The following is a 26,403-nucleotide window of genomic DNA, read 5'->3' as shown; positions in this document are numbered from 1 at the left end:
GGGCCGCCTACAATGCGAACAATTCTTGTTCTCTAAAGCATGCGAAATGCTTGTGGAGTGATTGCGTTGCAGCCGTCCAACACCGTCGAAGTTCTGTACAACGACCATCACCACTGGCTCACCGGCTGGTTGCGACGCAAGCTCGGCTGCCCGGAAAGTGCCGCCGACCTGGCGCAAGACACCTTCATCCGCGTGCTCACCGCCCGTGAAGCGCCCACGCTGATCGAACCCCGCGCCTTCCTCACCACCGTGGCCAAGCGCGTGCTGTTCAACTTCTACCGCCGCCAGGACCTGGAGCGCGCCTACCTCGACGCCCTCGCGCAGATGCCCGAACACGTGGCGCCCTCGGAAGAAGAACGCGCCATCATCCTGCAAACCCTGGTCGAACTGGACCAGTTGCTCGACGGCCTGCCCACCCCAGTCAAACGCGCCTTCCTGCTGGCCCAGCTCGACGGCCTGACCTACGCACAAATCGGCGCGGAACTGGGCATCTCCATCGCCACCGTCAAACGCCACCTGAATAAAGCGGCCATGCGCTGCTACTTTGCCCTATGAACTTCTCCACCCAAGTCGCCGAACAAGCCGTGCATTGGCTGATGGAAATGCAGCAAGGCAGCCTCAACCCGCGCCAGCACGCGGCGTGGCAGCACTGGCTGAATGCCCACAGTGAACACCAGCGCGCCTGGGACCATATGCAACGCGTCAACCAGCGCCTGCGCGGCATGCCCTCGCCCCTGGCCCATGCGGCGTTGAACGCGCCAACCTCCACCAGCCGGCGCCAGGCCCTCAAGCTGCTGCTGATTCTCGGTGCCGGTTCGGCCGCCGCCTGGAGCCTGCGCCAGCAACATATCCTGCCGCCGCTGACCGCCGACTACCGCAGCCCGGTGGGCCAACGGCGCAAGGTACAACTGGCCGACGGCAGCCAGTTGCACCTCAACACCGGCAGCGCGGTGGATGTGCACTTCGACGGCCAGCAACGCCTGGTCCGCCTGCTCGAAGGCGAGATCCTGCTGACCGGCGTCAAAGGTCCTGCACCGCTCAAAGTCTTGACCGGCCAGGGTCTGCTCAGCAGCCAGGCTGCACGCCTGAATGTGCGCCAGTTCAACGACCACACCCAACTGGCGGTCCTCGACGGCCACGTGGACGTGATGCCCAACACCTACAGCGGCCTGCCGCTGCGCGTCGACGCGGCGCAGCAGGTCAACTTCACCCGCAAAGGTTGGGACACCCCGCGCGCCACCGACGCCAATAGCGGCGCCTGGGCCGACGGTATGCTGGTCGCAGCCCACATGCGCCTGGAAGATTTCCTCAGCGAACTGGGACGTTATCGCCGTGGCCAGCTCAACTGCGACCCGCAAGTCGCCAACCTATTGATCTCCGGCAGCTACCCGCTGGACGACAGCGAACGCATCCTCGACCTGCTCACCGTGAGCCTGCCGGTCAAGGTGCGGCGCTTTACCCGCTATTGGGTGACCGTCGAGGCGCGCGCCTGAAATTATTTTCAATACCTGTGAGCCGTTTTCCACACCTCGCGTGACAGAGAAGGAAAGCCACCTTGATCCTTCCTTCTCAGGACGCTCTTCATGCCCCAGCAACCGACGCTTCTTGCCCGCTCCCTGCGCCAACTCCTACTCGGCGCCAGCTTGAGTCTTACCGTGCTGCCTGCGGTGATGGCGGCTGACGCCAAGCCCTATCACATCGCACCGACCTCGCTGGAAACCGCCCTGAACCAGTTCGGCCGCGAAGCCGGTGTGCTGATTTCCTTCGGTTCAGAAGTCACCGCGGGCATGCAGAGCCCTGGCCTGTCCGGCAACTACAGCGCCGCCGAAGGCCTGCAGAAACTGCTGGAAGGCACCGGCCTGCAAGCCCGCGCCGAAGGCGACAATGCCTACAGCCTGCAGTCGGCCAATGCACCGGCGACCATCGAGTTGGGCACCTCCAGCGTGGTCGGCGACTGGCTCGGCGATGCCGCGCAAACCAACGTCTTCGAACACCCCGGCGCCCGTGACGTGATCCGCCGCGAAGAATTCGAACGCCAGGGCGCCACCCAGGCCCGCGACGTGCTCAACCGCATCCCCGGCGTCAACGCCCCGGAAAACAACGGCACCGGCAGCCACGACATGGCGCTGAATTTCGGCATTCGCGGCCTCAACCCGCGCCTGGCGTCGCGCTCCACGGTGCTGATGGACGGCATCCCGGTGCCCTTTGCACCCTATGGCCAGCCGCAGTTGTCATTCGCACCGATCAGCATGGGCAACATGGACGCGGTAGACGTGGTGCGCGGCGGCGGCGCCGTGCGTTACGGCCCGCAGAACGTCGGCGGCGTGGTCAACTTCGTGACCCGCGCAATCCCGGATGCGCCCACGGTCAAAGGCGGCTTCCAGACCGAAACCAGCCCGTCGTCCAGCCATGATGGCTTCAAGACTACCGGCAACCTGCTGGCCGGCGGCACGGCCGACAACGGCCTGGGCGGCGCGATCCTGTACTCCGGCACCCGTGGCGGCGACTGGCGCGAAAACAGCAACACGCGCATCGACGACCTGATCCTCAAGGGCAAATACCAGCTGGACGAAGCCAACAGCTTCAACGCCATGGCGCAGTACTACGAAGGCCAGGCGGATATGCCCGGTGGTTTGAACGTCAAGGACTACAAGGCTGATCCGTATCAGTCCACCCGGCCCTACGACAAATTCTGGGGCCGCCGTACGATGTTCAACGCCGGTTACCGCTACCAGGAAGACCGCCGCGAATTCACCGTGAACACTTTCTTCACCACCACCCTGCGTAACGGCTACCTGGACCAGACCCGCTTCCTGTCCCTGTCGCCCCGCGAATACTGGGTGCGCGGCCTGGAAACCCGCTTTGCCCAGGGCTTCGACCTCGGCAACACCAGCCACGAAGTCGGCGTGGGCTATCGCTATATCAACGAAGCCGGCCACGAGTTGCGCTACACCACGCCGATCTCGGCCAACCAGCAAATTCCTACCACCAACAGCAAGAACGACCGCGATACCCGTGGCAGCACCGAAGCCAATGCGTTCTTCATCGACGACCGGATTGATATCGGCAAGTGGACCATCACCCCGGGCGTGCGCTACGAGATGATCAAGTCCGAGCAGACCGACCACATCAACAACCTCAACTACAAAGGCAACTACAACACCGCGTTGCCGGCGTTGAACGTGCTCTACCACCTCACCGACAGCTGGAACCTCTACGCCAACACCGAAGGTTCGTTCGGCAGCGTGCAGTACAGCCAGATGGCCAAGCGTGTGCCCAAAGGCCAGGTCAAACCGGAAAAAGCGCGCACTTGGGAAATCGGCACGCGCTACGACGACGGCGCCTTGCGTGCAGAAATCGGCGCGTTCCTGATCAACTTCGACAACCAGTACGAAAGCAACCAGACCGACGACTCGGTGATCGCCCGTGGTGAAACCCGCCACCAGGGCATCGAGAGCAGCATCAACTATGCCCTCGACGGTTTGAGCCCGGCGCTGGCCGGTTTTGATGTGTACGCCAGTTACGCCTACGTCGATGCGACCATCCGTGAAGACGGCCCGAACAAAGGCAACCGCGTGCCCTTCTCGTCCAAGCACAAAGGCACCCTGGGCGTGGGTTACACCGAAGGGCGCTGGAAACTTAACGTGGACAGCAGCTACCAGAGCAGCCAGTTCGCCGACAACGCCAATACCGAGCAGGAAAATGCCGACGGCAACACCGGACGCATCCCTGGCTACATGCTGTTCAGCAGCCGTGCGGCGTATGACTTTGGCCCACAGCTGTCAGATTTGAACGTCGCCGTCGGTGTGAAAAACATCTTCAACAAGCAGTACTTCACCCGCTCGTTCGACGACAACAACAAGGGCAAGTACGTCGGCGAGCCGCGCACGGTGTACGTGCAGACCTCCATCGCGTTCTAACCACATAAACCCCTGTGTCAGGGGAGCTTGTTGTGGCGAGGGAGCTTGCTCCCGCTGGACTGCGCAGCAGTCCCATTCGTTCAAACAACGCGTGGGGCCGCTTCGCGCCCCAGCGGGAGCAAGCTCCCTCGCCACATTAGCTGCCCGCCAGGCAACTGGGGGTCGCGGCGACCAATGCGTCGATGGCGCAGCGGGTCTTGGCCGGCATGTGCGGTGCGGTCGGCCAAATCACGTGGATCGGCGAAGGCTGTTCACGGTAGCCCGGCAGCACCGCTTCCAGTTGCCCACGCAGGACGTAATGGGCAATCAACCAACTCGGCAACCAGGCCAGGCCGACGCCCGCGATGGCGGCATCGGCCACGGCCTGGAGGTCGTCCAGTACCAGCGGTGCTATCAGCCGTGAGCGATGCGGGGTGTTGGTTCTGTAGGCAATCTCCCGACGGCCTGCCAGATCATCGATGGATTCGATGTGCCCCACACGTTGCAGGTACGCCGGCGATGCGGCGAGGCCCATGGCTTGCTCCCCCAGGCGGCGGGCGCTGAGGCGATCGGTGTCGGGCAACGGTCCGATACGCACGGCGATATCAAAACCTTCCTGCACCAGATCGATCATGCGATCAGCAAAACTGATCTCGATTTCCAACTCTGGATAACGATCCATCAGCCCCCATAACGCAGGCGCCGCGTAGTGATGCCCGAACGCCAGCGGCACGCTCGCCCTTAACCGCCCGCGTGGTTGCTGGCGCCCACTTTCCAGCACCGATTCGGCCGCCTCCAATTCCGCCAAGGCGCGTAGGCAATGCTCGTAGTACGCCTGCCCGTCTTCTGTCAGATGCTGTCGACGGGTAGAACGCTGCAACAGGCGCGTGCCCAGGCGTGCTTCCAACCGCGCCAAACCTTTGCCCACCGCCGAACGGGTGAGGTTCAGGCGCTCGGCGGCTTCCGTCAGGTTGCCGCTTTCCACCACTTGCAGAAACAGTTCAACGCCATCAAAACGTGGGGTGGCCATGATTCAATTGTCGCTCTTGATTCCCTTATCAGCGGAAAACTTATCACGAATAAAGAAATTGATTCCCCTGAAAATAGCCCGACTTCACTATGACCAGGAGAATCCCATGCCACCTGCCGCCACGATATCCGCCGCCAACCCACCACACGCCACCAGAGACCGCCTCGCCCTCACTGCCGTGTGCCTGGTGGCCCTGATGTTCGGCCTGGAAATCTCCAGCGTGCCGGTCATCCTGCCCACCCTCGAACAGCAACTGGGCACCGGTTTCCAGGACGCCCAATGGATCATGAATGCCTACACCCTGGCCTGCACCAGCGTACTGATGGCGGCGGGCACCTTGGCGGACCGCTTCGGCCGGCGACGCATGCTGGTGCTATGCCTGTGGTTGTTTGCCCTGGCCTCGCTTGCCTGTGGCCTGGCCAACGATGCTTCCACGCTGATCGCCGCACGTTTCGTACAAGGTATTGGCGCCGGGGCGATGATGATCTGTCAGTTTGCGATTCTGTCGCACCAGTTCCGCGAACCGGCGACGCGCGCACGCGCCTTTGCGGTGTGGGGTGTGATCGCAGGCGTCGGGCTGGGCTTCGGGCCAATGGTCGGCGCGTTGATCCTGGCCGTGGCGGACTGGCGCTGGGTGTTTCTCGTGCATGTGCCGCTGACGCTTCTTACATTGGGATTGCTGCATATCAGCGTGCAGGAATCCCGCGACCCGGCCGGCCATCGCCTGGATATCGCCGGCATGCTGACCTTAACGCTGGCGGTGTTTGCCTTGGTGTACTTCATCACCCAAGGCAGCGAACTCGGCTTCGGCACCCCGGCCATGCTGGGTTGGGCGGGTTTGTCACTGCTCGGCCTGGTGCTGTTCATGGTTATCGAGAAACGCAGCGCCCACCCGATGTTTGATTTCTCGGTGTTTCGCATCCAGCGGTTCAACGGTGCACTGATGGGTTCCATCGGCATGAACTTCAGCTTCTGGCCGTTCATGATCTACCTGCCGCTCTACTTCCAGGCTGGCCTGGGCTACGACACCCTGACCACCGGCGTCGCCCTGCTCGCCTACACCTTGCCGACCTTGCTGGTGCCGCCACTGGCCGAACGCCTGGCCCTGCGTTACGGCGCCGAACGCATCATTCCCCTGGGGCTGGGGTTGATGGGTGCGGGGTTCTTGAGTATGGCTGCCGTCAACACTGCGGCGCAGCCGAGCATCGTGCTGGTGCTGGTCAGCTGCGTGATAGCCGGCGTGGGCTTGGCGTTGACCAACTCGCCAACCACCAACACCACCACCGGCTCGGTGTCGGCCGACCGCGCGGGCATGGCTTCGGGCATCGATCTCAGCGCACGATTGATCACCCTGGCACTCAACATCGCGTTGATGGGGCTGGTGCTGTTGCTGGGCATCGGCCATCAACTGGCAGCTATCTTGCCCGCCAGCACGGCTTTGGATTGGCCAGCCATCAGCCAGGACATTGCGGCGGGCAAGCTGACAGGGTCCATGGGGCTGTCGTTCGCCGAGGCCCAGGCCGCACTGCGTCATGGCACAGGTTGGGCGATGCTATTCGCGGGCATGGGTGCGGGCGGGTTGGCGTTGTTGAGCGGGTACTTCTTCCGACGGAACCACTAAACGCAAACGGGCCTGCAAATGCAGGCCCGTTCTCAGTGGGATGGAAAAAACTGTCAGCTATTGAGTGCAGCGTTTTCGTTTTCCAGGAATTCCTCTTCAAGCGCGTCATCATTCACGCTTTTGGCTGGCTGGGGTTTCGCGGCAGCGCGGGGCTTGCCTTGCAGTTTGCCAAACAGATGCTCCAGCGCGTGGTCCAGCTTGGTCGCAGCACCGTCGATCGCCTGTTCCAGGGTATCGGCCTTGTGCAGTACCGAGAGCGGCTGATGGCCTTTTGGCCGTGCTTCCAGGCGGCAGCTCAAATCGTGGGGACCGGGCTTGTCGCCGTTCTCATCCCGCAGGTAGACCTCAACGCGGGTCAGGTCCTCTTCGTAACGTTCGAGCGTGCTTTCAATGGTAGTACGTACCCACTCCTCCAGTCGGATGCTGCTTTCAATATGGTTATCGCTATTGACTTGGATTTGCATAGTTTTTCCCTTATTTCAGCTAGCTCGCGAGAGGTCACAACTGCAACACCGATGCGGTGAAACCATGACCTCTTGACTACACAATTGAGCAGTCAGCCGAACAATTCAAGCCCTTTTCAAAGATAAATCCCACATTACAAATTAACACTGACTACGATCAAAAACGCTGTTAGGGTGGGGAGTTAGTTACAACTTCCTACGCCCAGCAATCCTCACAATTGCCCGTCGCCCAACGGGTGCAAGCCGCGAAAAATCGCCGCTTCTTCCACCAGCCAATCATGCACCGCACGCACGCCCGGGTGGCTCAGCGCGCCTGGCGCATACAGCAGCACATAGCGTTTATGGTTGGGCACGGCCAGGCCGAACGGCACGATCAAGGTGCCGCGTTCCAGTTCGTCGTTGAGCAAGGTGCGTCGCGCAATGGCCACGCCCATGCCGGCGATGGCGGCTTCGATGGTCAGGTGGTTGCGGTTGAAGGTGTGCCCACGGCGCACGTCGGCTTCGTGATAGCCGATGGCATTCAGGTAAAACTCCCACTCCGCGTATTCATAACTCCCACGCCAGGCGGTGATGTCGTGCAGCAGCGGGAAATGCGCCAGATCCGCCGGACCATGCAACGGCGGTCGCCCACGCAGCAGGCTCGGCGCGCACACCGGAAAAATCTGCTCGTCCAACAAGGCTGTGGATAACAGGCCGGGGTAGCTGCCGTCGTTCAAGTCGATGGCCAGGTCGAAGTCGCCCTCGTGCAGGGCGATGCTGCTGTCTTCGGCGACCATGCGCAGTTGAATGTCCGGGAAACGTTGCTGCAAACGCGGCAAGCGCGGGGTCAGCCATTTGCCGAGAAACGACGGGATCGAGCGCAGGCGCAAGGTGCCGCTGATCATCCCCGCGTCCAGCCGCTGCAACTCGGCATCGATGCTGCCGTAGGCCTCCCCCACCGTCGCCGCCAGGCGCTGGCCTTCGGCGCTGAGCTCCACACCCCGTGCGCGGCGATGGAACAAGCGGAACCCCAGGCGCTCCTCCAACTGGCGAATCTGCTGGCTCACCGCCCCCGGCGTGATGTGCAGTTCTTCGGCGCAGCGGGTGAACGACAAATGCCGCGCAGCGCAGGAGAAAACGTGCAACCAGACGTAGGTCTGGCCATGGAGGGGACGGGTCTTAAGGGTTTAGTCCTGCTAAAGGGTGTCTTAGGATAATTCGTTGGTCAGTGCCGATCCAGAGGCTCAGTATCGCGCCAATTGCGCTCGTCCTACAAAACATGGCAGCGATTCCTACTCCATTGCTTGTAAGGCTTTAGCATGGCTATCAGTGTTTTTGATCTATTCAAGGTGGGCATCGGCCCGTCCAGCTCCCACACCGTCGGCCCGATGCGGGCGGCGGCGACCTTCGCCCAAGGGCTTATCGACCAGCACTTACTGAGCGACACCCGCCGCGTTGAAGTGCGCCTGTACGGCTCGCTGTCCGCCACCGGTGTCGGCCATGCCACTGACCGTGCCTGCGTGATGGGGCTGATGGGCGAGTGGCCGGACCAAGTCGACCCCACCTCGATCAATACCCGTATCCAGCACCTGCGCGAATCCGGCCGGCTGTTGCTCGCAGGCCTCCAGGACATTGCCTTCAACTGGCAAAGCGACCTGCTGCTGCTGGACGAAAGCCTGCCCTACCACCCCAACGCCATGTCCCTGCACGCCTTCGGCGACAGCGGCCTGTTGAGCGAACAAACCTATTACTCGGTGGGTGGCGGTTTCATCATCGAAGCGGCTGAGGCTGAATCGGGTATTGCGCCGACCAGCGACGTGCAATTGCCCTACGACTTTTCCAGCGCCGTGGAACTGCTGGCCCTGTGCAACAAACATGGCCTGCGGGTTTCCGAACTGATGATGGCCAACGAACGCGCCTGGCGCAGCGACGAGCAGATCCGCAGCGGCCTGCTGCACATCTGGTCGGTGATGCGCGAGTGCGTGGAACAAGGCCTGCGCGATGAAGGCATCTTGCCGGGCGGCCTGGATGTGCCGCGCCGCGCCGCGAAATTGCACCGCAGCCTGTTGGAAATCGGTAAACCGAACGTCATCACGTCGACCTTGTCTGCAATGGAGTGGGTCAACCTCTTCGCCCTCGCCGTCAACGAAGAAAACGCTGCGGGCGGGCGCATGGTCACGGCACCGACCAACGGCGCGGCGGGGATCATCCCGGCAGTGCTGCATTACTACATGAAATTCAACCCCGAAGCGTCGGATGACGACGTGGTCAATTTCTTCCTCGCCGCTGCCGCCGTCGGCATCCTGTGCAAGAAAAACGCCTCGATCTCCGGCGCCGAAGTTGGCTGCCAGGGCGAAGTCGGCTCGGCCTGCGCCATGGCCGCCGCCGGTTTGGCCGATGTGCTCGGCGCCACCCCGGAGCAACTGGAAAACGCCGCCGAAATCGGCCTGGAGCACAACCTCGGCCTGACCTGCGACCCAGTCGGCGGCCTGGTGCAGGTGCCGTGCATCGAGCGCAACGCCATCGCCGCCGTCAAAGCGATCAACGCCACGCAAATGGCCCTGCGCGGTGACGGCAAACACTTCATCTCCCTCGACCGGGTGATCCGCACCATGCGCGATACCGGCGCCGACATGCATGACAAATACAAAGAAACTTCACGGGGCGGCCTGGCCGTGAGCTGGGTGGAATGCTGAGGAGCATTCCCTGACCGTCCCAACGTGAGCCCGCGCAAAAATAATAACGAGGCAATAACGATGACCGATGTACGTACACCTGCTGCCGAAAATCCTGCTGAAACTGCAACAACGACCGTGAGCAAAGGCTGGACCAAACACGACACCACCTGGATGCTCGGCCTTTACGGCACCGCCATTGGCGCCGGCACCCTGTTCCTGCCGATCAACGCCGGTGTCGGCGGTTTCTGGCCGCTGATCGTGCTGGCGCTGCTGGCCTTCCCGATGACCTTCTTCGCCCACCGTGGGCTGACGCGCTTTGTGCTGTCGGGCAAATCCGGCGACATCACCGAAGTGGTCGAAGAACACTTCGGTGTGGGTGCAGGCAAGCTGATCACCCTGCTGTATTTCTTTGCCATCTTCCCGATCCTGCTGGTGTACAGCGTGGCGCTGACCAACACGCTGAGCAGCTTCATGGAACACCAACTGCACATCGCCCCGCCGCCCCGGGCGATCCTGTCGCTGGTGCTGATCCTCGGCCTGATGGCCATTGTGCGTTGCGGCCAGGGCGTGATCGTCAAGGCCATGAGCGTGCTGGTATACCCGTTTGTCGCCGCGCTGCTGTTGCTGGCATTCAGCCTGATCCCCAACTGGAACGGCGCGTTCTTCGCCTCGGCCGGTGATGGCATGCCCATGCCACTGTTCTTCAAGACCCTGTGGCTGGCGATCCCGGTGATGGTGTTTTCCTTCAACCACTCGCCGATCATTTCGGCGTTCGCCGTCGATCAAAAACGCGTGTACGGCCCACAGGCCGAGCGCAAAAGCAGCGGCATCCTCGCCACCGCCCACGGCATGATGGTGCTGACGGTGATGTTCTTCTGCTTCAGCTGCGTGCTGGCCCTGTCACCGGCTGACCTGGCGGCCGCCAAGGCGCAGAACATTTCGATCCTGTCGTACCTGGCCAACCACTTCCAAACCCCGGTGATCGCCTACGCGGCACCGTTGATCGCGTTGGTGGCTATTACCAAATCCTTCCTTGGCCACTACATCGGTGCCAGTGAGGGCTTCCAAGGCTTGATCGTCAAATCTCTGCGTGGGCGCAACCGCTCGATGTCGGCCAAATGGCTGGAGCGCTCCACCGCGATCTTCATGGTGTTGACCTGCTGGGCCGTGGCCACTTTCAACCCAAGCATCCTCGGCATGATCGAGACCATGGGCGGGCCGATCATCGCGTGCCTGTTGTTCCTGATGCCGATGTACGCGATTCGCCGCGTGCCATCGCTGCGCCAGTATTCGGGCTAGGTGTCGAATGTGTTTGTGGTGGTGATTGGGCTGATTGCGCTGTCTGCGATCGTTTTTTCGGTATTGCCCTGAAACAACGCACAAACCTGAAGAACAACACTGAATAAATGTGGGAGCGGGCTTGCTCGCGGATGCGGTGGATCAGTCAATGAATACTTGGCTGATGTACCGCATCCGCGAGCAAGCCCGCTCCCACAGGGGTGCTGTACGGCACGGCCCTTGCTGTACAGGGAATAAGGGAAATGGCCGGTGGTCAGGAAACGCGAACTATTCCCGCCACCGGCCGTCAATGACTGCATGTTCTTATCAGGCGGTACGCACCATGGACAATCCTTTTCAGATCATCACTGACACCTTCACACCCGAGTACCGCGTCAACCTCAGCATTCAACGGCTGGATGGCAGCATCATGCTCACCCTCTCCAACGAGGCGGGCGTGGTGGCCAAACGCATGATCAGCGCCGAGCAACGCAACGACCCGCAACGGCTCAAACGCCTGGTGCAAAGCATCCAATTCGGCATCGCCATCGAGCAGGGCCACAGCGCCATGGAGATCCTGGCGGTGATGACCGACGGCGATCACAAACTATTGCAGCGCCCGCCGGCGCGAGCGCTGCCCTTCAGCGTCGGGCTTTAAAGCTCGCCTTTCTCGGTTTCCAGGCTCGCTTGGCCCTTGCGACGCGGGCCTTCGACTTTCACCGAGGGGAACGCCGACGAAGCGTAACGCACCACCAGGATCGAGAACGCCAACAGTAGAATCCCACCGCACAGGTAGATGATGCCTACGTCTGGCGGGTTGTGGTGGGACACGTTGGAGATCAGCAGGCGCGTCAGCGCGGTGATTGCCACGTAGATCAGGAAACGCACGGGCATGTGGTTGGTCTTGAAGTAAATCCCGACCATCGCGCCCAATTCCAGGTAGATGAACAGCAGCAAGATGTCATCGATCTTGATATGCCCGTTCTCCAGCATCCCCAAAAATTCCATCACCGCCGCCCAGGCCGTCACCGCACCAATGGCGAACAGCGCCAGGTAGTGGAACGACTCGACAAACAGGTTACCCAGGGACTCGGCCAGTTCATGCACGTTCTGGCGCAGCCTTTCGGCCCAGTTGATTTTCACGATGATGCTTCCTTAGGTCGGCTCGACCGGATAATGCGGGTTGGACGTGACGGTTGCTCTGCATGCAGAAAAAAGGCCAGACACTGCTAGGTGAGATGATGGCGGGGTGACATGAGACACTTCAAACCTGTATTTACGGACTACAGTAAAAAACTGCTACCCAAACCCCCCGGTTTGGCTTACCCTTTTAGCTGTATATAAATACAGTAGTCGCAAAAGACAACTATCGTGAAGGCATGTGAGGTGGTGAATGGCCGTCGAAGTGGTATACCGCAGCAGCCGAGATCTGGAGCGTTTGTTCATGGATAAAGCCGAAGCTGACCGTCATGACAAAATGCTTGAACTCGCTGAGTTGCTCGCAGAAGTGTTGCAAAAGGCCGTGCCGTCGTTGAGCGAACAGCAGGTTGAGGAAGCCGGGATCTACATGGCGAAGAACCGCGATGTGTTTGCCAAGGCGTTCAAGAGCCAACCGGACGCGCTGTCCGAGTTGCTGAACCCGCCGGCGGAATAAAGCCCGAATTGAACAGGCCCTGAATCATGGATTCAGGGCCTTTTTAATGCGTGGATTATTTGTAGAGCAGGCGCTCGGCCAGTTCGTCCGCCACCCGCGCAGGGCTGCGTTTTTCGGCTTGGGCGTGGGCGAAGATTTCCGTCAGGCGCGTGCCGATTTTCGACAGGTGCGCGGTGATATCGGGCAGGTCTGCGCCGTTGTGCTTGAGGGCGACGTAGATCAGACCGCCGGAATTGATCACGTAGTCGGGGGCGTAGAGGATGCCGCGTCCTTCCAGTTGGTCGGCAATGTCCAGGTTGGTCAGCTGCGCGCTGGCCGAGCCGGCCACGGCGGCGCAGCGCAGTTGGCCGACGCTCTGGCGGTTGAACACGGCGCCGAGGCCGCAGGGCGCGAGGATGTCGCAGGGGGTGCTGAGCAAGGCGTCGTTGGCGATGGGATGCGCGCCCAGTTGCTCCATGGCCAGTTGCACTTTGCCGTGGTCGATGTCGCTCACCAACAGCTCGGCACCGGCCGCGTGCAGTTGTTCGGCGAGGGCGAAGCCGACGTTGCCCAAGCCCTGGACCGCCACACGCAAGCCTTCGAGGTTGTCACTGCCCAGGCGCGCCATGGCGGTGGTGCGGATGCCGGTGAACACGCCCATCGCGGTATGGGAGGAAGGATCGCCGGCAGCCGTGGTGCTGGTGACGAAACGCGTGTGCTGGGCGATGCAGTCCATGTCGGCCACTGAGGTGCCGCTGTCGATGGCGGTGATGAAGCGACCGTCGAGGTTTTCGACACAGCGGCCGAATGCTTCAAACAATGCGGCGCGGCTTTCCACGTGCACCGGGCGAAGGATCACCGCCGTGCCACCGCCCACCGGCAAACCGGCCAGGGCGGCTTTGTAGCTCATGCCTTGGGCCAGGCGCGCGGCATCGGCCACGGCACTTTCGTCGTCGGGGTAAGCGAGGTAGCGACAGCCGCCCAAGGCGGGCCCGAGGCGGCTGTTATGGATGGCGATGACCGCCTTCAGCCCGGTGACCGGATCGACGCTCAGGTGCAGCGATTCAAGGCGGGTGCTGTGCATGAGCGCAAACATCGTCAAGCTCCCGAATCACTTCTGGTAGTGGCCCAAGTATAGGCTTGCGGTAGAAATCCGACGGACTACGCTGGAATAAGCCGTGCGTTTTTGTAGGTCACGCGACATAAGCAAGCAGGATATTTTCCAAGCTACTGGACGAAAATTCCCAGCAAGGCTAAAACGGGAGCATCCGCCGGAGAATGCAATGAATCCCCGCACCGCCTTTTTCGCCTGCCTGGAACGTTCGCCCCCTGCACTGTTTGAGGCAGCCCTGTGGATTGCCGCCGAGCACGACCCCACTGTGCAGCCGTTGCTGATCCTGCAGGAACTGACGGTGCTGCAACAGCAAGTCAGCGTGGCAATGCCCATGCTGCCGGCGGATGAACTGGGCCAGCCGTTGCTGCGGCGCCTGAATGACCTGGGGTTTGCCCAGGACGACTTTACCCCGCTGCGCCCCGCCGCTGCCCTGTTGGATAAAGTGCTGATACGCAAGCGCGGGCAACCCCTGGTGATGGGGCTGATCGCACTGGAACTGGCGCGACGCCTGCACATCCCGATGGTCGGCGTGAATTTCCCCGGGCACTTCCTGCTGCGGGTGCCCGGCGCCGATCACCTGCTGGACCCCTGCGGCGGCCGGCGCCTGTACCCCAACGATTGCCGCGAACTGCTGCAACGCCAATACGGCCCCAACCTCAAGCTGCAGGCCGAGCACCTGCACAGCGCCGACCCGCGTTCGATCCTGCAACGGCTGTCGCGCAACCTGCGCCAACTGCACCTGGCCAATGACGCGCCGCTGGAGGCCTTGGTGGATGCCGAACGCGTACTGGAGCTGGGCAATGCCAGCGCCGCCGACTATCTGGCGCGGGCCAGCCTGTACCAGCGGCTGGATTGTCCCAATGCCGAACGTTTTGACCTGGAACACGCGCTGATGCTCAGCGAAGACCCGATCCAGCGCCTGCGCTTGACCGAACGATTGGGCCATTTACCGCCCAACTCAGTGGTGCACTGACCAAGTGAGGTCTGGCTTGTGTGGGAGCGGGCTTGCCTGCGATAGCGGTGGGTCAGCCACTACATTGTTGACTGTTGCACCGCTATCGCAGGCAAGCCAGCTCCCACATTTTGAACGGCGGTGAATCAGTGGTTGATCGGTGCTTTGAGAATGTCGCCATGCAATGGACTCACTGGCTCATGTGAGCCCGGTGATCGCACCTGGATAATCAACAACGCCGCCACCACCGCCGGAATCGCGCAAAAGAAAAAGATCTGCTGCACAGGAATATGCATCGCCAACAACAGGCTGCCAAACAGCGGCCCCAGGATCGAGCCAAACCGACCCACACCCAGCGCCCAGCCTGTTCCGGTGGCGCGTACGTGCGCCGGGTAGAAATTGCTGGCGAAGGCATTCAGGGTCAGTTGCCCACCGATGATGCAAAACCCGGCGGCAAACACGCAGGCCACCAGATAACGCGGGTTGTCGTGATTCAAGCCGAGCAGGATCGTGCACAGCGCAGCCGTTGCCAACACGCCGGAGAGCAGGCGCACTTTGCTTTTCAAGCGGTCGGCAAACCAGGCCATGCCGATGGCGCCCACGGTGCCGGCAAACAGGAACATCGAGGTCACCAGGTTGGCTTCCTTGAGCGCCAGGCCACTTTCCAATAGCAGCGACGGCAACCAGCTGATCATGAAATACAGCAGGATCAGGCTGACAAAAAACGTCGCCCATATCAGCAGCGTCGGGCGTGCATAGCCGTTGCGGAACAGCTCCACCACCGTCAGTTTACTGCCCTGCTCCTGTAGGTTTTCTGCCGTGCTGGGCGGCGGTGCCTGCCAACCGGGCAACATGCGCGTGGTGACCTGGTGCAAGCGTGCATAGGGCGGCGCATCCCGCAGCAAGCGTGGCAATGACTCCGGCAGCAGCCACAGCAGAAACGGGAACAGCAGCAACGGCGTCACGCCACCGGCGAGGAACACCGCCTGCCAGCCGAAGCTGTCGATAAACCCTGCGGCCACAAACCCGCCTGCCGCGCCGCCAAACGAGAAGCCACACGCGGCCAGCGTCACCATCAAGGTGCGCAGGCGCGGCGGTGAGTAGTCCGACATCAGCGCCATGGCGCTGGGCATGGCGCCGCCCATGCCGATGCCGCAGATAAAACGCGCGGCCATCAGGCTGGTCAGCGAGTTGGCGAACACCATCAATAGGGTGAGGCTGGCGTAGATCAACACGCAGCCCAACAGGATGCGCCGCACGCCAAAGCGGTCAGCCAGCGGCGTCACCAGCAGCGAGCCGAGGGTCAGCCCCAGCAGGTTGGCGCTGAAGACCGGGCCGAACGCGGCTTTTTCCAGGCCCCAATCCTTGGCCAGGGCCGGCACCACATAACCCAGCACCTGGGCGTCATAGCCATCGGTCACCAGCAACAGCGCCAGCAACAGGAGGATCAACCACTGATAGCGCGACACCGGACGGGCGTCGAGTGCCGCGCGAAAGCTGGCAATCTGATTGTGCATCGCAAGGTACCTGTCTTATTTTTATTGGAACAACGCGGATCACAATGTGGGAGCGGGCTTGTGTGGGAGCGGGCTTGCTCGCGAAGACGGTGGGTCAGTTAGAACATTTTTGGCTGACAGACCGCTTTCGCGAGCAAGCCCGCTCCCACACAAGCCCTCTCCCACATTTGTATTTAGGGAGTGTCAGGTTGATTGGCGGGATGTGCCTGGATAAAGGCTGGATGTTGAGCGGCCAATGCGGCCACCCTTCCTATGCGCGGATACGCCACCAACGGCACCTTGAAGCGCTCCGCCGCATACAACTGCGGAATCAGAAACGCATCCGCCATGCCCGGCTGCTCACCAAAGCAATAACCCTTGTCGCCAATCAACTGCTCCACCGCGCCCAGGCCCTGGCTGATCCAATGGCCGATCCACGCCAGCACCTGTGCCTCGTCATGCCCCCACTGGCGCAGCAGGTTCTGCGTGCTGGAGTTGTGCAGCGGATGAATATCGCAACCAATGATCGACGCCACCGCACGTTCATGGGCACGGGTGGCCAGGTCTTTGGACAGCAGCGGCGCCTGTGGATAACGTTCGTCGAGGTACTCGATGATCGCCGGCGACTGAATCAACAGCTCGCCGTCCTCGGTGCGCAAGGCTGGCACGCGGCCCTGCGGGTTGATCGCCAGGTACTCGGGCTGGCGGTTGGCGCCACCGGCCGGCACCAGCAGGTTGACCGGCACCGCGGTGAAGCCCACGCCCTTGAGCGCCAGGGCGATACGCACCCGGTACGACGCGGTAGAACGGTAGTAGGTATAGAGTTCCATCACCCGAGCCCTCTTAACGCGCGGCGACGACCGTGCCACGGCACTCGCCAAAGCCGATGGAGGCAAAGCCCTCGCGGCGGCAACGAGCACGCAGGATGATTTCGTCACCGTCTTCAAGGAACTTGCGCACTTCGCCGGACGGCAACTCGACCACTTTCTTACCACCTTCAGTCATTTCCAACAGGCTGCCAAACTGCCCTTCCTGCGGGCCAGACAACGTGCCTGAACCAAACAGGTCACCGGCCTGCAACTGGCAGCCGTTGACGCTGTGATGCGCAACCAACTGCGCAACCGTCCAGTACATGTGCAGGCTATTGCTCAGGGCCAGGCGATGGGCCGGCAGGTTTTGTTCGCGCATCGCAGCGGTGGTCAGCAGCACTTCCAGTTCGATATCCAGCGCGCCAGCGGCCTGGTCACGTTTATCCAGCAGGTACGGCAGCGGTTGTGGATCGCCTTCGGGGCGGGCCGGTTGGGCCTTGCGGAACGGTTCCAGGGCTTCGGTGGTGACCACCCATGGCGAGATGGTGGTGATGAAACTTTTCGACAGGAACGGTCCCAGCGGCTGGTATTCCCAAGCCTGGATGTCCCGCGCCGACCAGTCGTTGAGCAAGCAGAAACCGGCGATATGCTCGGCCGCGTCGCCAATGGCAATCGAGTCGCCCATGGCATTGCCCTGGCCGATCCAGATGCCCAGTTCCAGTTCGTAGTCCAGGCGGGCGCACGGACCAAACGTCGGCTCGGTGTGGCCGGCAGGCAGGGTCTGGCCTTTGGGACGGCGCACATCCACACCCGACGGGCGAATGGTCGAGGCACGACCGTGATAGCCAATCGGCACGTACTTGTAGTTCGGCAGCAACGGGTTGTCCGGACGGAACAGTTTGCCGACGTTCTGCGCATGTTCGATACCGACGTAAAAGTCGGTGTAGTCGTTGATGCGCGCCGGCACATGCATCTGGCAATCGGTGGCGCGGTGCAACACCTGGGCTTCACGGGATTGCAGCGGGCTGCCTTCGGCGAGCAGTTCAAGCAGGCGCTCGCGCAACGCCACGCGCGGGCCACGGCCGAGTTCGAAAAACGCGTTCAACTGGCCACCGGCAGTGGCTTCGACAGCACGGCGCGCCTCGCCTGCAAACGCGTCGATGGCCGCGTGCAGATCGAGGATCGAATCACCAATCGCCACGCCGCAGCGCGGCGCAGAACCGTTGACGCTGAACACGCCCAGCGGCAGGTTTTGCAGCGGGAAATCGGCGTGACCGTTAGCAGAAGATACCCAACTGCGGGTAGTGGTTGGCTGAGTCATGGGTTATCTCCGGTTCGGGTTGAAGGTGGCGGGCAGCGAGGCCCAGCACGCGTCATAAGAAGGTTGCAGTTGCGGGCAGTCCAGGGCGAACTGGGTCGGGCGCAGCACTTGGCTGGTCTCGAACATGAAGGCCATGGTGTTGTCGATCTTGTGCGGCGCCAGCTCGACGTTGATCGCCTTGGTGCAGGTCTCGCCGTCCGGGCCGTGGGCGCTCATGCAGCTGTGCAGCGACGCGCCACCGGGCAGGAAGCCTTCGGCCTTGGCGTCGTAGGCACCCTGGATCAGGCCCATGTACTCGTTCATCAGGTTGCGGTGGAACCACGGCGGCCTGAAGGTGTTCTCGGCCACCATCCAGCGCGGCGGGAAGATCACGAAGTCGAGGTTGGCCAGGCCGTGCACGCTGGTGGGCGAGGTCAACACGGTGAAGATCGACGGGTCCGGGTGATCGAAACTCACCGTGCCAATCGTGTTGAAGCGCCGCAGGTCGTATTTGTACGGCACGTTGTTGCCGTGCCAGGCCACCACGTTGAGCGGCGAGTGGTCGAGCTCGCAGGCCCACAGTTCGCCGAGGAATTTTTGCACCAGGGTTGTCGGTTGTTTCAGATCTTCGTAGTGCGCCACCGGCGTGAGGAAATCCCGCGGGTTGGCCAGGCCGTTGCTGCCGATGGGACCGAGGTCCGGCAGGCGCAGCGGCGCGCCGTGGTTTTCGGCGACGTAGCCACGCGCCTGAGCGTCCAGCAGTTCGACGCGGAATTTGAGGCCACGGGGCAGCACGACGATTTCCAGCGGCTCCACGTCCAGCACGCCCAGCTCGGTGGCGATGCGCAGGCGGCCTTGCTCGGGAACGATCAACAGTTCGCCATCAGCGTTGAAGAACACCCGCTCCATCGAGCGGTTGGCGCGGTAGTGGTGGATGCTGATGCCTGAGGGTTTTTCCGACCTGGAGTTGGCGACCATGCCGACAAGTCCGTCGATAAAGTCCGTCGGCTCGCCGGGAATATCCAACGGGTTCCAGCGCAAGCGGTTCGGGGTCACCGCGCCCAGCGGCCCACCGGCCAATTGCCGCTCCAGCTTGATAAACGCCGGGTGATTGGCCGACGGCTGGATGCGGTACAGCCAGGTGCGCCGGGCTTCGCTGCGGACCATGGTGAAGGCGGTGCCGGAGAAGAGTTCGGTGTACAGCCCGTAGGGCGCTTTTTGCGGGGAGTTCTGGCCGACTGGCAATGCGCCAGGCAGGGCTTCGCTGGCGAATTCATTGCCGAAGCCCGACAGGTATTCGAGGTTCATGGATCATCCTCTACGCGGAAGTTGTTTTTATCGTAATCCAGTTACGCATAACGTAATTTGATCACTATCGACCGTCAAGCTATAAAGACGCCCATTCATCTCTCGGATTCTCGCCCTTCCATGGAAAAGCCCCGCGACACCGGTAAACAGAAAGTCCGCTCGGCCGAAGTGGGCACCGACATCCTCAAGGCCCTCGCAGAACTGTCGCCGGCCACTTCGCTGTCGCGCCTGGCCGAACATGTGCAGATGCCCGCAAGCAAGGTGCATCGCTATTTGCAGGCGTTGATCGCCTCGGGGTTTGCCGAACAGAACACCGCCACCAACCATTACGGCCTCGGCCGCGAAGCGTTGCGCGTGGGTCTGGCCGCGCTGGGCAGCATGGACGTGCTGAAGGTCGGCGCCCTGCCCCTGGCCGAGCTGCGCGATGAGCTGAATGAAACCTGCTTCCTGGCGGTGTGGGGCAACCAGGGCGCAACCGTGGTGCACATCGAGCCCGCCGTGCGTGCGGTCACGGTGGTGACGCAACTGGGTTCGGTGTTGCCGCTGCTCAGTTCGTCCACGGGATTGGTATTCAGCGCCTTCCTGCCGTCGCGGGAAACGGTGGATTTAAGGGCGCGCGAGATCGAGGCAGGGATCGCCCACGCCCTGGCCGACGATCAGGCCTACGCCACCACGTGCGAACAGATCCGCAACCGTGGCCTGCACTTTGTGCATGGCTTGCTGATGCCCGGTGTGGATGCGCTATCAGCGCCAGTATTCAATGCCGTCGGGCAAGTGGCGGCAGTCATGACCGTGGTCGGCCCCACCTCACTGTTCCACGCCGATGAAGACGGCCCGGCGGCGCAGCACTTGCTGGCGGCGACCCGGGCCGTGAGTTGGCGCATGGGTTATCAGCCCTGAGTCACCAGTTGGCCAAGGTCAGCGCGACGCGGTTTTCCAGGGCCTTGATCTGCGCGCCACTGGCCAGGTAATTGTTGCTGATCATCGAGAACACCAAGCGGCGCCCGTGGGCGTCGGTGATGTAGCCCCCCAATGAGGAGACGCCGGCCATGGAGCCGGTCTTGGCGTGCAGGTTATTCGCCGCCGGGGTTTCGCGCAGGCGAAAGCGCAGGCTGCCGCCGGTCATGCGCTCGCGGTTGCCGGCGATCGGCAGCGCGTTGTACCAGGCATCGAACCAGGGCTGTTTGCTCGCGGCCAGTAACAGGTCGGTGAGCGCTTGCGAAGACACCAGGTTCATCCGCGACAGACCCGAGCCGTCCACCTGCCTCAACATCGTCGTATCCAGCCCCTGTCGCTGCATGAAGCCCGCCACCGCCGCCACGCCTGCCGACGCTGTCCCGCTATTCGACGCTTTGCGGCCCATGGCCTTGAGCAAGGCTTCGGACATGTTGTTGTTCGACAGCTTGAGCAACGGCGTGATCAGCGCCTGCAACGGCGCCGACTGGTGCTCGGCCAGCACGCTCGCCGTGGCCGGGCTTGCGCCGCCGATCACGCGACGACCGAGCACGGTGATGCCCTGCTGCGCCAGCGCCTGCTCGAACAGGTTGGCGACCAACTGCGTCGGTTCCCACACACTCACCAGTTGCCGGCTCTGCTTGCCCGGCGCGACCGCGCCGCTGAGTTGCAACAGGTTGGTGCCGTGGCGACGGTTGATCCCATAGGTGTTGCCCGGCCCGCTGATGGCGCGGTTGCTCAGTTGCAGGTAGTCGGTGGGCGGAAAGATCGTCACCGCCACCGGCTGGCCAGTCCGCACCGGCGCCTTGGCCGTGACCAGCACGGTGCCTGCATCAAAATCCGCATTGGGTGACACGGTCAGCGCCGAAATCTGCGCGCCGTAGTAGGTGCTTTCATCATCGTGGGACCAATCGACGCCCAGTCGCTCAGCGTCAAACCAGGTGTCATCGAACACCAGGTCGCCCTGCACCTGGCGGATGCCCTTGCTTGCCAGTTGTGCGGCCAGGGCCTGGTAGTCGGCGAATTGCAGGGTCGGGTCGCCCAGGCCGCGCAGGTAGAGGTTGCCGTTGAGGCGCTCGCCCTGCTGCACACCGCTGCTCAACAGTTGGGTGGCAAAACGGTACTGCGGACCCAGCACATCCATCGCCGCCGCGGTGGTCAGCAACTTGAGGTTGGAGGCCGGCACCAGCCGCGTGCGCGGGTTGTGCTGATAGAGCGTGGTGCCACTGCGGGCATCGCGCACGGTCAGCGAAACCGTGGCGCCGTGCAGCGCCGGGTCGGCCAGCAGTTGGTCGAGGGACGTGGTTTGCGAAACGCTGGCGCAGCCATTCAGCAGCAACAGCAGTGCGCTGGTGTAGATCAACTTTGCAAATTGCATCGGTGCTTTGTTTCCGCGAGAAATCAGTGCAGCAACGCTACCAGCTCACTCCCCCTGTGGCGAGGGAGCTTGTCGAATCGTCGCCACAGGGGTCAGGCTTAGAACTCCAGCGTGCTGGACACCGAGAACTGCCGCGCATCGCCAATCGACACAAACAGGCGGCTGGCCGCCGAGGTGTAGTAGGTGCGGTCGAACATGTTCTTCACGTTGAGCTGGAACTTGACCTTCTGCCCGTCAATCTTGGTGTCGTAGGTGGCAAACGCGTCCGCCACGGTGTAGCCCGGCAGGGTGAAGTCGTTGGCCGCGTCACCTGCGCGCTCGCCGACGTAGCGGGCGCCAGTGCCCACACGCAACTGGTCGCCGCCGAAAATGCTGCCGAAGTCGTAGGCCACCGACAGCGAGCCGGTGTGCTTGGCGACGTTTTGCAGGCGGTTGCCTTCCAGGGTCGGGTCCTTGTCCTTGACGTCTTCGGCGTCGGTGTAGGCGTAGCTGCCGATCAGGCTCCACTGGTCGGTCAACTGGCCGCTGGCGTCCAGTTCCAGGCCACGGGAGCGGACTTGGCCGGCAATGCTGTAGATAGTGTTCGCGCCGGAACCGACGGAGACCAACACATTGCGCTTGTCGATATTGAACAGCGCCGCGCTGGCGGTGATGCGTCCAGGAATATCGAGCTTGGCCCCCAGTTCCCAGAACTTGGATTCCTCGGGTGTCAGGTCGCCGGTCAACTTGCTGCCATCCGCCAGGGCGGCAATGGTGGAGTTGGGTTTGAACGATTCGGTGTAGCTGCCGTAGAACGACAACTCGTCGGTGTAGCGATACACCAGGCCCGCACGCGGCACCCAAGCCTGGCCATTACCGTTGGTGTTGGCCTTGAACGGCACGCCCTTGCCGGCGTATTGGTCGTACATCTGGTAGCGCGCGCCGGCGACGAAGATCCACTGGTCGGTGAGGTGGATCGCGTCCTGGAAGAATAGCGAGTCGCTGCGCAGCAGGTCGGTCTGGGCGCTGTCGGCGGCACTGACGGTGGTGCCAGCGACTTCGTTGCCGTAGACCGGGTTGTAGTAGTTGAACGAGCCACGCGAGTTCTGACGGATCAAGTCGGCACGGTAGATCTTGCGGTACTCGTCATCCATGCCGAACACCAGGTCGTTTTGCAGGCCGAATGCGTTGACCTTGCCTTCGAGGCTGGCGGTGGTGAAGCGGTCGGTGGTGATCGCGCCCTTGGTGCCGTCCATCTTGCGGGTCAGGGTGCCGTCGGTGGCCACCGCACTGACGCGCACTTGGCTGGCGTCGTAGGTCTCGCGGTTCCAGCTGTAGCCGAAGTGGGCTTTCCAATCGTCGTTCAGGTCGTGGTCGGCTTCGAAGCGATACAGGTCGGAGCGGCCTTCCATATTGTTGAAGGGCTCGTCCAGACGGCGGGTGGACGGGATGTCCAGCGGGTGGTTGGACTTGTCGATGGCGGTGCCACGGTCGAACGGCGAGAGAAACTCGCGGTGCTCGTAGGCAAACAGCAACTTGGTATTGTCGCCGTACCAGGCCAGGGACGGCGCCACCAGCGTCTCGCGGTGGGTGCCGAAGTTGCGCCAGTAATCTTCGTCTTCATGGTCGACGATCAGTCGGTAAGCCAGGCCGCTGTCACCGATCGGGCCGGTGGTGTCGAGGCTGCCGCCGCTGCCGTTCTTGCCGTCGCCAAAGGTCGAGCCGCGCACGGTCAGGGCGGTGGACTGCACCAGTTCCGGCTTTTTGCTGACGATATTGACCACGCCGCCCGGGTCCTGGATGCCGTACAGCAACGACGACGGGCCCTTGAGCACTTCGACGCGCTCGGCGGTGGCGTTCAGTGCACGGCCCTGCACCACCGGCATGCCGTCGCGCATGATCGAGCCGTTACGGTTGTCGCCAAAACCGCGCAGCATCACCGCATCCTGGGTGCTGGCCAGCGTGTTGGCCTGGGTGATGCCGCTGATATTGCCGAGGGCGTCATCCAGGTTGCGTGGGGTCTGGTCGCGCAGCACTTGGGCCGGGACGACGTTGACGGTTTGCGGGGTTTCCAGCAGCAGCGCCTTGGAGCGCATCACCGAACTGGTGGGCGGCGGCTGGTAGCTGGTGCTGTCCTGGGTCTGCTGGCCGACGCCGCTGATGGTGGTGGCACCGAGGTTGACCGCGCCGTCAGTGGGTGCAGGTTCCAGTGCGAGGGTGCGTGCGTCGATCTGGCGGAAAGTAAAGCCGGAGTTGCCGAGCAGACGTTGCAGAGCCTGGGTAGCGCTCATCTGCCCGCTGACGGCTGGAGCCTTGAGGCCGTACGGCGCTTCATCGGTGTAGATCACGCTGATCCCGGTGACGCGGCTGAAATCGCTCAGGGCCTGGGGCAGCGGCTTGGCTGCCAGGGCAAAGTTGAACTGGGCGCTTTGTTGCTCTTGCGCCTGCGCCACGGCCAGGGGCAGCAACGCCAACCCCGAGACCGCCAATACCGAGGCTCCCAGCCACTGTTTAACCCAACCGCCCGCCGTCAACTTCATGCTGTGAGAACCCGTGTAGAAAACGCTGTTAATGCGAATTGATCGCAGTTTCAAGCACTACACGGATGGGCCGCAGGTTTACCTCACATAAAATTCAAAATATTTCCGAGAACAAGACGCGGAGCGTCGGCGGATGCGTTCCCACGCAGAGCGTGGGGACGATCTTATTGCGCCTGAATGCGAAAACCCATGCGTGGGAAATGCACATGCACGGTGCCAGCGCGTTCATCGCTACGGCGCAGGATCAGCTCTTCGCGCCCGGCAAACAGCAGTTCACCCGCAACGGGGTCGGTGCCATAGTCGGTGGCGCTGATGGTCACTTGCTGGCCCCGGGTGAAGCCATTCAAGTCGTCGAACACTTCGTCCGGCAGATTGGCCGGCGTGGCGTTGCGCGAAATTTCCAGGGCCTGCTCGGCGCTCATCTGGGTGGAGGTGCCATGGCCGAAGCCCAACACGCGGTCCAGCCAGGCGGCAACAGCCGGGTAAGCGTCCACCAGCGGCGATGTCACCGAGGAGCCCTTGAGGAACCACAACGGGTGAGCCAGGGAGAAGTCGGCAATGGAAGGCTCACCGAACAGGAAATCCCCGGCCTGGTGCTTCAATTGTTGATCGATACGGCTGACGATCGCCGGCCATTGGTGCAGGGCCTGGTCCAATTGCACGCGCGCCGCCGTGCCGCCACTGAACAGTTTGCCGCGATCAGCCACCAGCACCTGGAGCATTTGCGGCGGCACCTTGGCAAACTTGACCGCCAGGGATTCGGGTTGAAACACCAGCGCCACCGCATGGGAAAACACCACCGAGTCGGCCCAGGCGGCGAAGCCTTGGCTGACCAGTTCCAAGCCTTGGGGAAACAGCGCCGGGGCAGATTTTTCCTGTTCCAGGCGGCGGGCGATCAAGGCGGTGTCGCAGTAAATGTCTGCGCCGACTTGCAGTACCGGGGTCTTGCGATAGCCGCCGCTGAGGGCAGTCAGGTCAGGCTTGGGCATCACTGGCGGGATCAACACCGAACGCCAGGACAAACCCTTGAAGCCCAGCAACAGGCGGGCTTTTTCAGCAAAGGGGGATTGCGGGTAATGGTGAAGAATAAGCTCAGACATGCCGGACTCCGCTCTAGAAGTGAGCCGCTAGCTTAGCCTGCAACATCCCGTTTGGGGGCGATGGGAACCCATCAGTCAAATCAATGAACCACTGGCCGCCAGGCATTCCTTGGCGCTTTTCTTCAATTTCTTGATCAGCCGTTCCTGGCGCAACGCCTCGCCCTTGCTCGCGCATTGCTCGGTGTACACCAGGGCCACGGCCGGGCTGGAAAGGAAAAACCGCGCGCCCTTGCCGCTCTGGTGCATGGCAAAACGGCGCAGCGGGTCATTGCTGATGCCGCAATACAGCGAGCCGTTGGCAGCGCGTACCAGGTAGACAAACCAGGGTTTGGGTTCAGGTGTGTTCACAGATGGATTCGGCAAGGCAAAGAGGCGCCAAGCTTATCAACGACTGGCCTGGAATGCCTTCAAACCGCGCAATGCCTGGGCACGCACTGCGTTTTTCACCAACGGCGTCCAGCCCAGCAACAAGCCCTTGGTGCCCAACGCCTGACGCGACCAGCGCCACAAGTCGAAACTGTCGTGGTGCTCGCTGATCTTGCCGTCACGAAAGACAAAGCGCGCCTGAATATCGTTGACCACGGTGTTGCCGGTGGCGCTGAACAGGTAGGTCGCCACCCAATGCGCGCCGCCGCTGTGTTCGTCGCTACGCACGTTGTCGAAGGTCAGGGAAAAGTCCTTGGCGCGGGTGGTGAGCATGCGCCACATATCACCAGCATCGCGCCCGTGCAGTTCGCCGAAGGCCGGGTCGCTGAACACGACATCGTCGGTGTAGCAGGCGGCCATGGCTTCGGCGTCCAGGCGCTGGAACGCTTGGTAGAAGCGGGTGATCAGGGCGTTATGGGTATCACTCATGGCAGGCTCCGAGGGTATCGTCAGGATGTCGCACAA

General features: G+C 62.2%; 23 protein-coding genes and 1 pseudogene. 10 read left to right on the top strand and 14 right to left on the bottom strand.

All coding sequences use genetic code 11. From position 1 onward, the window contains the following. Positions 1-66: 66 nt before the first annotated feature. The 3 genes from ACZRMO_RS01880 (at position 67) to fecA (ending at position 3,920) form a co-directional block, all read left to right on the top strand. Positions 67-555, top strand: coding sequence for a sigma-70 family RNA polymerase sigma factor (locus tag ACZRMO_RS01880; RefSeq protein ID WP_463971710.1), 489 nt, complete (start codon positions 67-69; stop codon positions 553-555). Next, positions 552-1,493: a FecR domain-containing protein gene (locus ACZRMO_RS01875; RefSeq protein WP_463971709.1), complete on the top strand. Its 942-nt coding sequence runs from the start codon at positions 552-554 to the stop codon at positions 1,491-1,493. Before ACZRMO_RS01880 ends, ACZRMO_RS01875 begins: the two co-directional genes overlap by 4 nt. Positions 1,494-1,583: 90 nt before the next feature. Beyond that, positions 1,584-3,920, top strand: coding sequence for a TonB-dependent Fe(3+) dicitrate receptor FecA (gene fecA, locus ACZRMO_RS01870; RefSeq protein ID WP_463971708.1), 2,337 nt, complete (start codon positions 1,584-1,586; stop codon positions 3,918-3,920). A gap of 136 nt (positions 3,921-4,056) precedes the next feature. On the opposite strand, the gene ACZRMO_RS01865 is transcribed toward fecA, so the two are convergent. After that, positions 4,057-4,929 carry a LysR family transcriptional regulator gene (locus tag ACZRMO_RS01865; protein WP_463971707.1) on the bottom strand — a complete coding sequence of 291 codons (873 nt, stop codon included), beginning with the start codon at positions 4,927-4,929 and terminating at the stop codon, positions 4,057-4,059. Between the two features lie 106 nt (positions 4,930-5,035). Here ACZRMO_RS01865 and ACZRMO_RS01860 point away from each other — a divergent pair, with 106 nt between their 5' ends. Then, on the top strand, positions 5,036-6,550 hold the full coding sequence (locus tag ACZRMO_RS01860; protein ID WP_463971706.1) for an MFS transporter: 1,515 nt from the start codon (positions 5,036-5,038) through the stop codon (positions 6,548-6,550). Between the two features lie 53 nt (positions 6,551-6,603). Here the strand turns inward: ACZRMO_RS01860 and ACZRMO_RS01855 are convergent, their stop codons facing one another. Together ACZRMO_RS01855 and ACZRMO_RS01850 are read right to left on the bottom strand one after the other, a co-directional pair. Next, positions 6,604-7,014 (bottom strand): HPF/RaiA family ribosome-associated protein, encoded by a 411-nt coding sequence (locus ACZRMO_RS01855; protein ID WP_017736189.1) that lies wholly within the window; start codon positions 7,012-7,014, stop codon positions 6,604-6,606. A gap of 212 nt (positions 7,015-7,226) precedes the next feature. Beyond that, positions 7,227-8,138 carry a LysR substrate-binding domain-containing protein gene (locus ACZRMO_RS01850; RefSeq protein WP_463971705.1) on the bottom strand — a complete coding sequence of 304 codons (912 nt, stop codon included), beginning with the start codon at positions 8,136-8,138 and terminating at the stop codon, positions 7,227-7,229. A gap of 174 nt (positions 8,139-8,312) precedes the next feature. Here ACZRMO_RS01850 and ACZRMO_RS01845 point away from each other — a divergent pair, with 174 nt between their 5' ends. The 3 genes and pseudogenes from ACZRMO_RS01845 (at position 8,313) to ACZRMO_RS01835 (ending at position 11,607) form a co-directional block, all read left to right on the top strand. Beyond that, on the top strand, positions 8,313-9,689 hold the full coding sequence (locus tag ACZRMO_RS01845) for an L-serine ammonia-lyase (RefSeq protein WP_463971704.1): 1,377 nt from the start codon (positions 8,313-8,315) through the stop codon (positions 9,687-9,689). A gap of 60 nt (positions 9,690-9,749) precedes the next feature. After that, a pseudogene (locus ACZRMO_RS01840) lies at positions 9,750-11,042 on the top strand (serine/threonine transporter). 250 nt (positions 11,043-11,292) lie between these two features. Continuing rightward, positions 11,293-11,607: a DUF3509 domain-containing protein gene (locus ACZRMO_RS01835; protein ID WP_207039954.1), complete on the top strand. Its 315-nt coding sequence runs from the start codon at positions 11,293-11,295 to the stop codon at positions 11,605-11,607. On the opposite strand, the gene ACZRMO_RS01830 is transcribed toward ACZRMO_RS01835, so the two are convergent. Continuing rightward, a complete protein-coding gene (locus ACZRMO_RS01830; protein ID WP_463971703.1) occupies positions 11,604-12,092 on the bottom strand; it encodes a phosphate-starvation-inducible protein PsiE in 489 nt (162 codons plus the stop codon). The genes ACZRMO_RS01835 and ACZRMO_RS01830 overlap by 4 nt on opposite strands. A gap of 250 nt (positions 12,093-12,342) precedes the next feature. On the opposite strand from ACZRMO_RS01830, the gene ACZRMO_RS01825 reads away from it, so the two are divergent. Then, positions 12,343-12,603 (top strand): YebG family protein, encoded by a 261-nt coding sequence (locus ACZRMO_RS01825; protein ID WP_010564043.1) that lies wholly within the window; start codon positions 12,343-12,345, stop codon positions 12,601-12,603. 55 nt (positions 12,604-12,658) lie between these two features. Here ACZRMO_RS01825 and ACZRMO_RS01820 read toward each other — a convergent pair whose 3' ends face one another. Beyond that, a complete protein-coding gene (locus ACZRMO_RS01820) occupies positions 12,659-13,678 on the bottom strand; it encodes a Glu/Leu/Phe/Val dehydrogenase family protein (RefSeq protein ID WP_463971702.1) in 1,020 nt (339 codons plus the stop codon). Positions 13,679-13,865: 187 nt separating this feature from the next. Between ACZRMO_RS01820 and ACZRMO_RS01815 the strand changes: the two genes are divergently transcribed. Then, a complete protein-coding gene (locus ACZRMO_RS01815) occupies positions 13,866-14,669 on the top strand; it encodes a SirB1 family protein (RefSeq protein ID WP_463971701.1) in 804 nt (267 codons plus the stop codon). 125 nt (positions 14,670-14,794) lie between these two features. Here ACZRMO_RS01815 and ACZRMO_RS01810 read toward each other — a convergent pair whose 3' ends face one another. From ACZRMO_RS01810 to hmgA, 4 genes are all read right to left on the bottom strand, one after another. After that, positions 14,795-16,165, bottom strand: coding sequence for an MFS transporter (locus ACZRMO_RS01810; RefSeq protein WP_463971700.1), 1,371 nt, complete (start codon positions 16,163-16,165; stop codon positions 14,795-14,797). Positions 16,166-16,338: 173 nt separating this feature from the next. Beyond that, positions 16,339-16,974 carry a maleylacetoacetate isomerase gene (maiA, locus tag ACZRMO_RS01805; RefSeq protein ID WP_463971699.1) on the bottom strand — a complete coding sequence of 212 codons (636 nt, stop codon included), beginning with the start codon at positions 16,972-16,974 and terminating at the stop codon, positions 16,339-16,341. Positions 16,975-16,987: 13 nt separating this feature from the next. Continuing rightward, entirely contained in the window at positions 16,988-18,274 is a 1,287-nt protein-coding gene (fahA, locus tag ACZRMO_RS01800; protein ID WP_463971698.1) for a fumarylacetoacetase, read from the bottom strand. Positions 18,275-18,277: 3 nt separating this feature from the next. Beyond that, positions 18,278-19,561 carry a homogentisate 1,2-dioxygenase gene (gene hmgA, locus ACZRMO_RS01795; protein ID WP_463971697.1) on the bottom strand — a complete coding sequence of 428 codons (1,284 nt, stop codon included), beginning with the start codon at positions 19,559-19,561 and terminating at the stop codon, positions 18,278-18,280. A 120-nt stretch (positions 19,562-19,681) separates the two neighbouring features. On the opposite strand from hmgA, the gene ACZRMO_RS01790 reads away from it, so the two are divergent. After that, positions 19,682-20,461 carry an IclR family transcriptional regulator gene (locus ACZRMO_RS01790; protein ID WP_463971696.1) on the top strand — a complete coding sequence of 260 codons (780 nt, stop codon included), beginning with the start codon at positions 19,682-19,684 and terminating at the stop codon, positions 20,459-20,461. Position 20,462: 1 nt separating this feature from the next. Here the strand turns inward: ACZRMO_RS01790 and dacB are convergent, their stop codons facing one another. From dacB to ACZRMO_RS01765, 5 genes are all read right to left on the bottom strand, one after another. Continuing rightward, complete coding sequence (dacB, locus tag ACZRMO_RS01785; protein WP_463971695.1) at positions 20,463-21,893, bottom strand: D-alanyl-D-alanine carboxypeptidase/D-alanyl-D-alanine endopeptidase; 1,431 nt, start codon at positions 21,891-21,893, stop codon at positions 20,463-20,465. A gap of 98 nt (positions 21,894-21,991) precedes the next feature. Continuing rightward, the gene (locus ACZRMO_RS01780; protein ID WP_463971694.1) at positions 21,992-24,412 is read right to left on the bottom strand and encodes a TonB-dependent siderophore receptor; all 2,421 of its coding nucleotides are present in this window, start codon (positions 24,410-24,412) and stop codon (positions 21,992-21,994) included. Positions 24,413-24,576: 164 nt separating this feature from the next. After that, positions 24,577-25,512 (bottom strand): glutathione S-transferase family protein, encoded by a 936-nt coding sequence (locus tag ACZRMO_RS01775; protein ID WP_463971693.1) that lies wholly within the window; start codon positions 25,510-25,512, stop codon positions 24,577-24,579. A 75-nt stretch (positions 25,513-25,587) separates the two neighbouring features. Continuing rightward, complete coding sequence (locus ACZRMO_RS01770; RefSeq protein WP_463971692.1) at positions 25,588-25,860, bottom strand: GIY-YIG nuclease family protein; 273 nt, start codon at positions 25,858-25,860, stop codon at positions 25,588-25,590. Between the two features lie 36 nt (positions 25,861-25,896). Further along, a complete protein-coding gene (locus ACZRMO_RS01765; RefSeq protein WP_463971691.1) occupies positions 25,897-26,367 on the bottom strand; it encodes a nuclear transport factor 2 family protein in 471 nt (156 codons plus the stop codon). Between the last annotated feature and the right edge of the window lie 36 nt (positions 26,368-26,403).

The organism is Pseudomonas sp. B611 (assembly GCF_055407965.1).
This window is presented reverse-complemented; position numbering and strand designations above follow the sequence as displayed.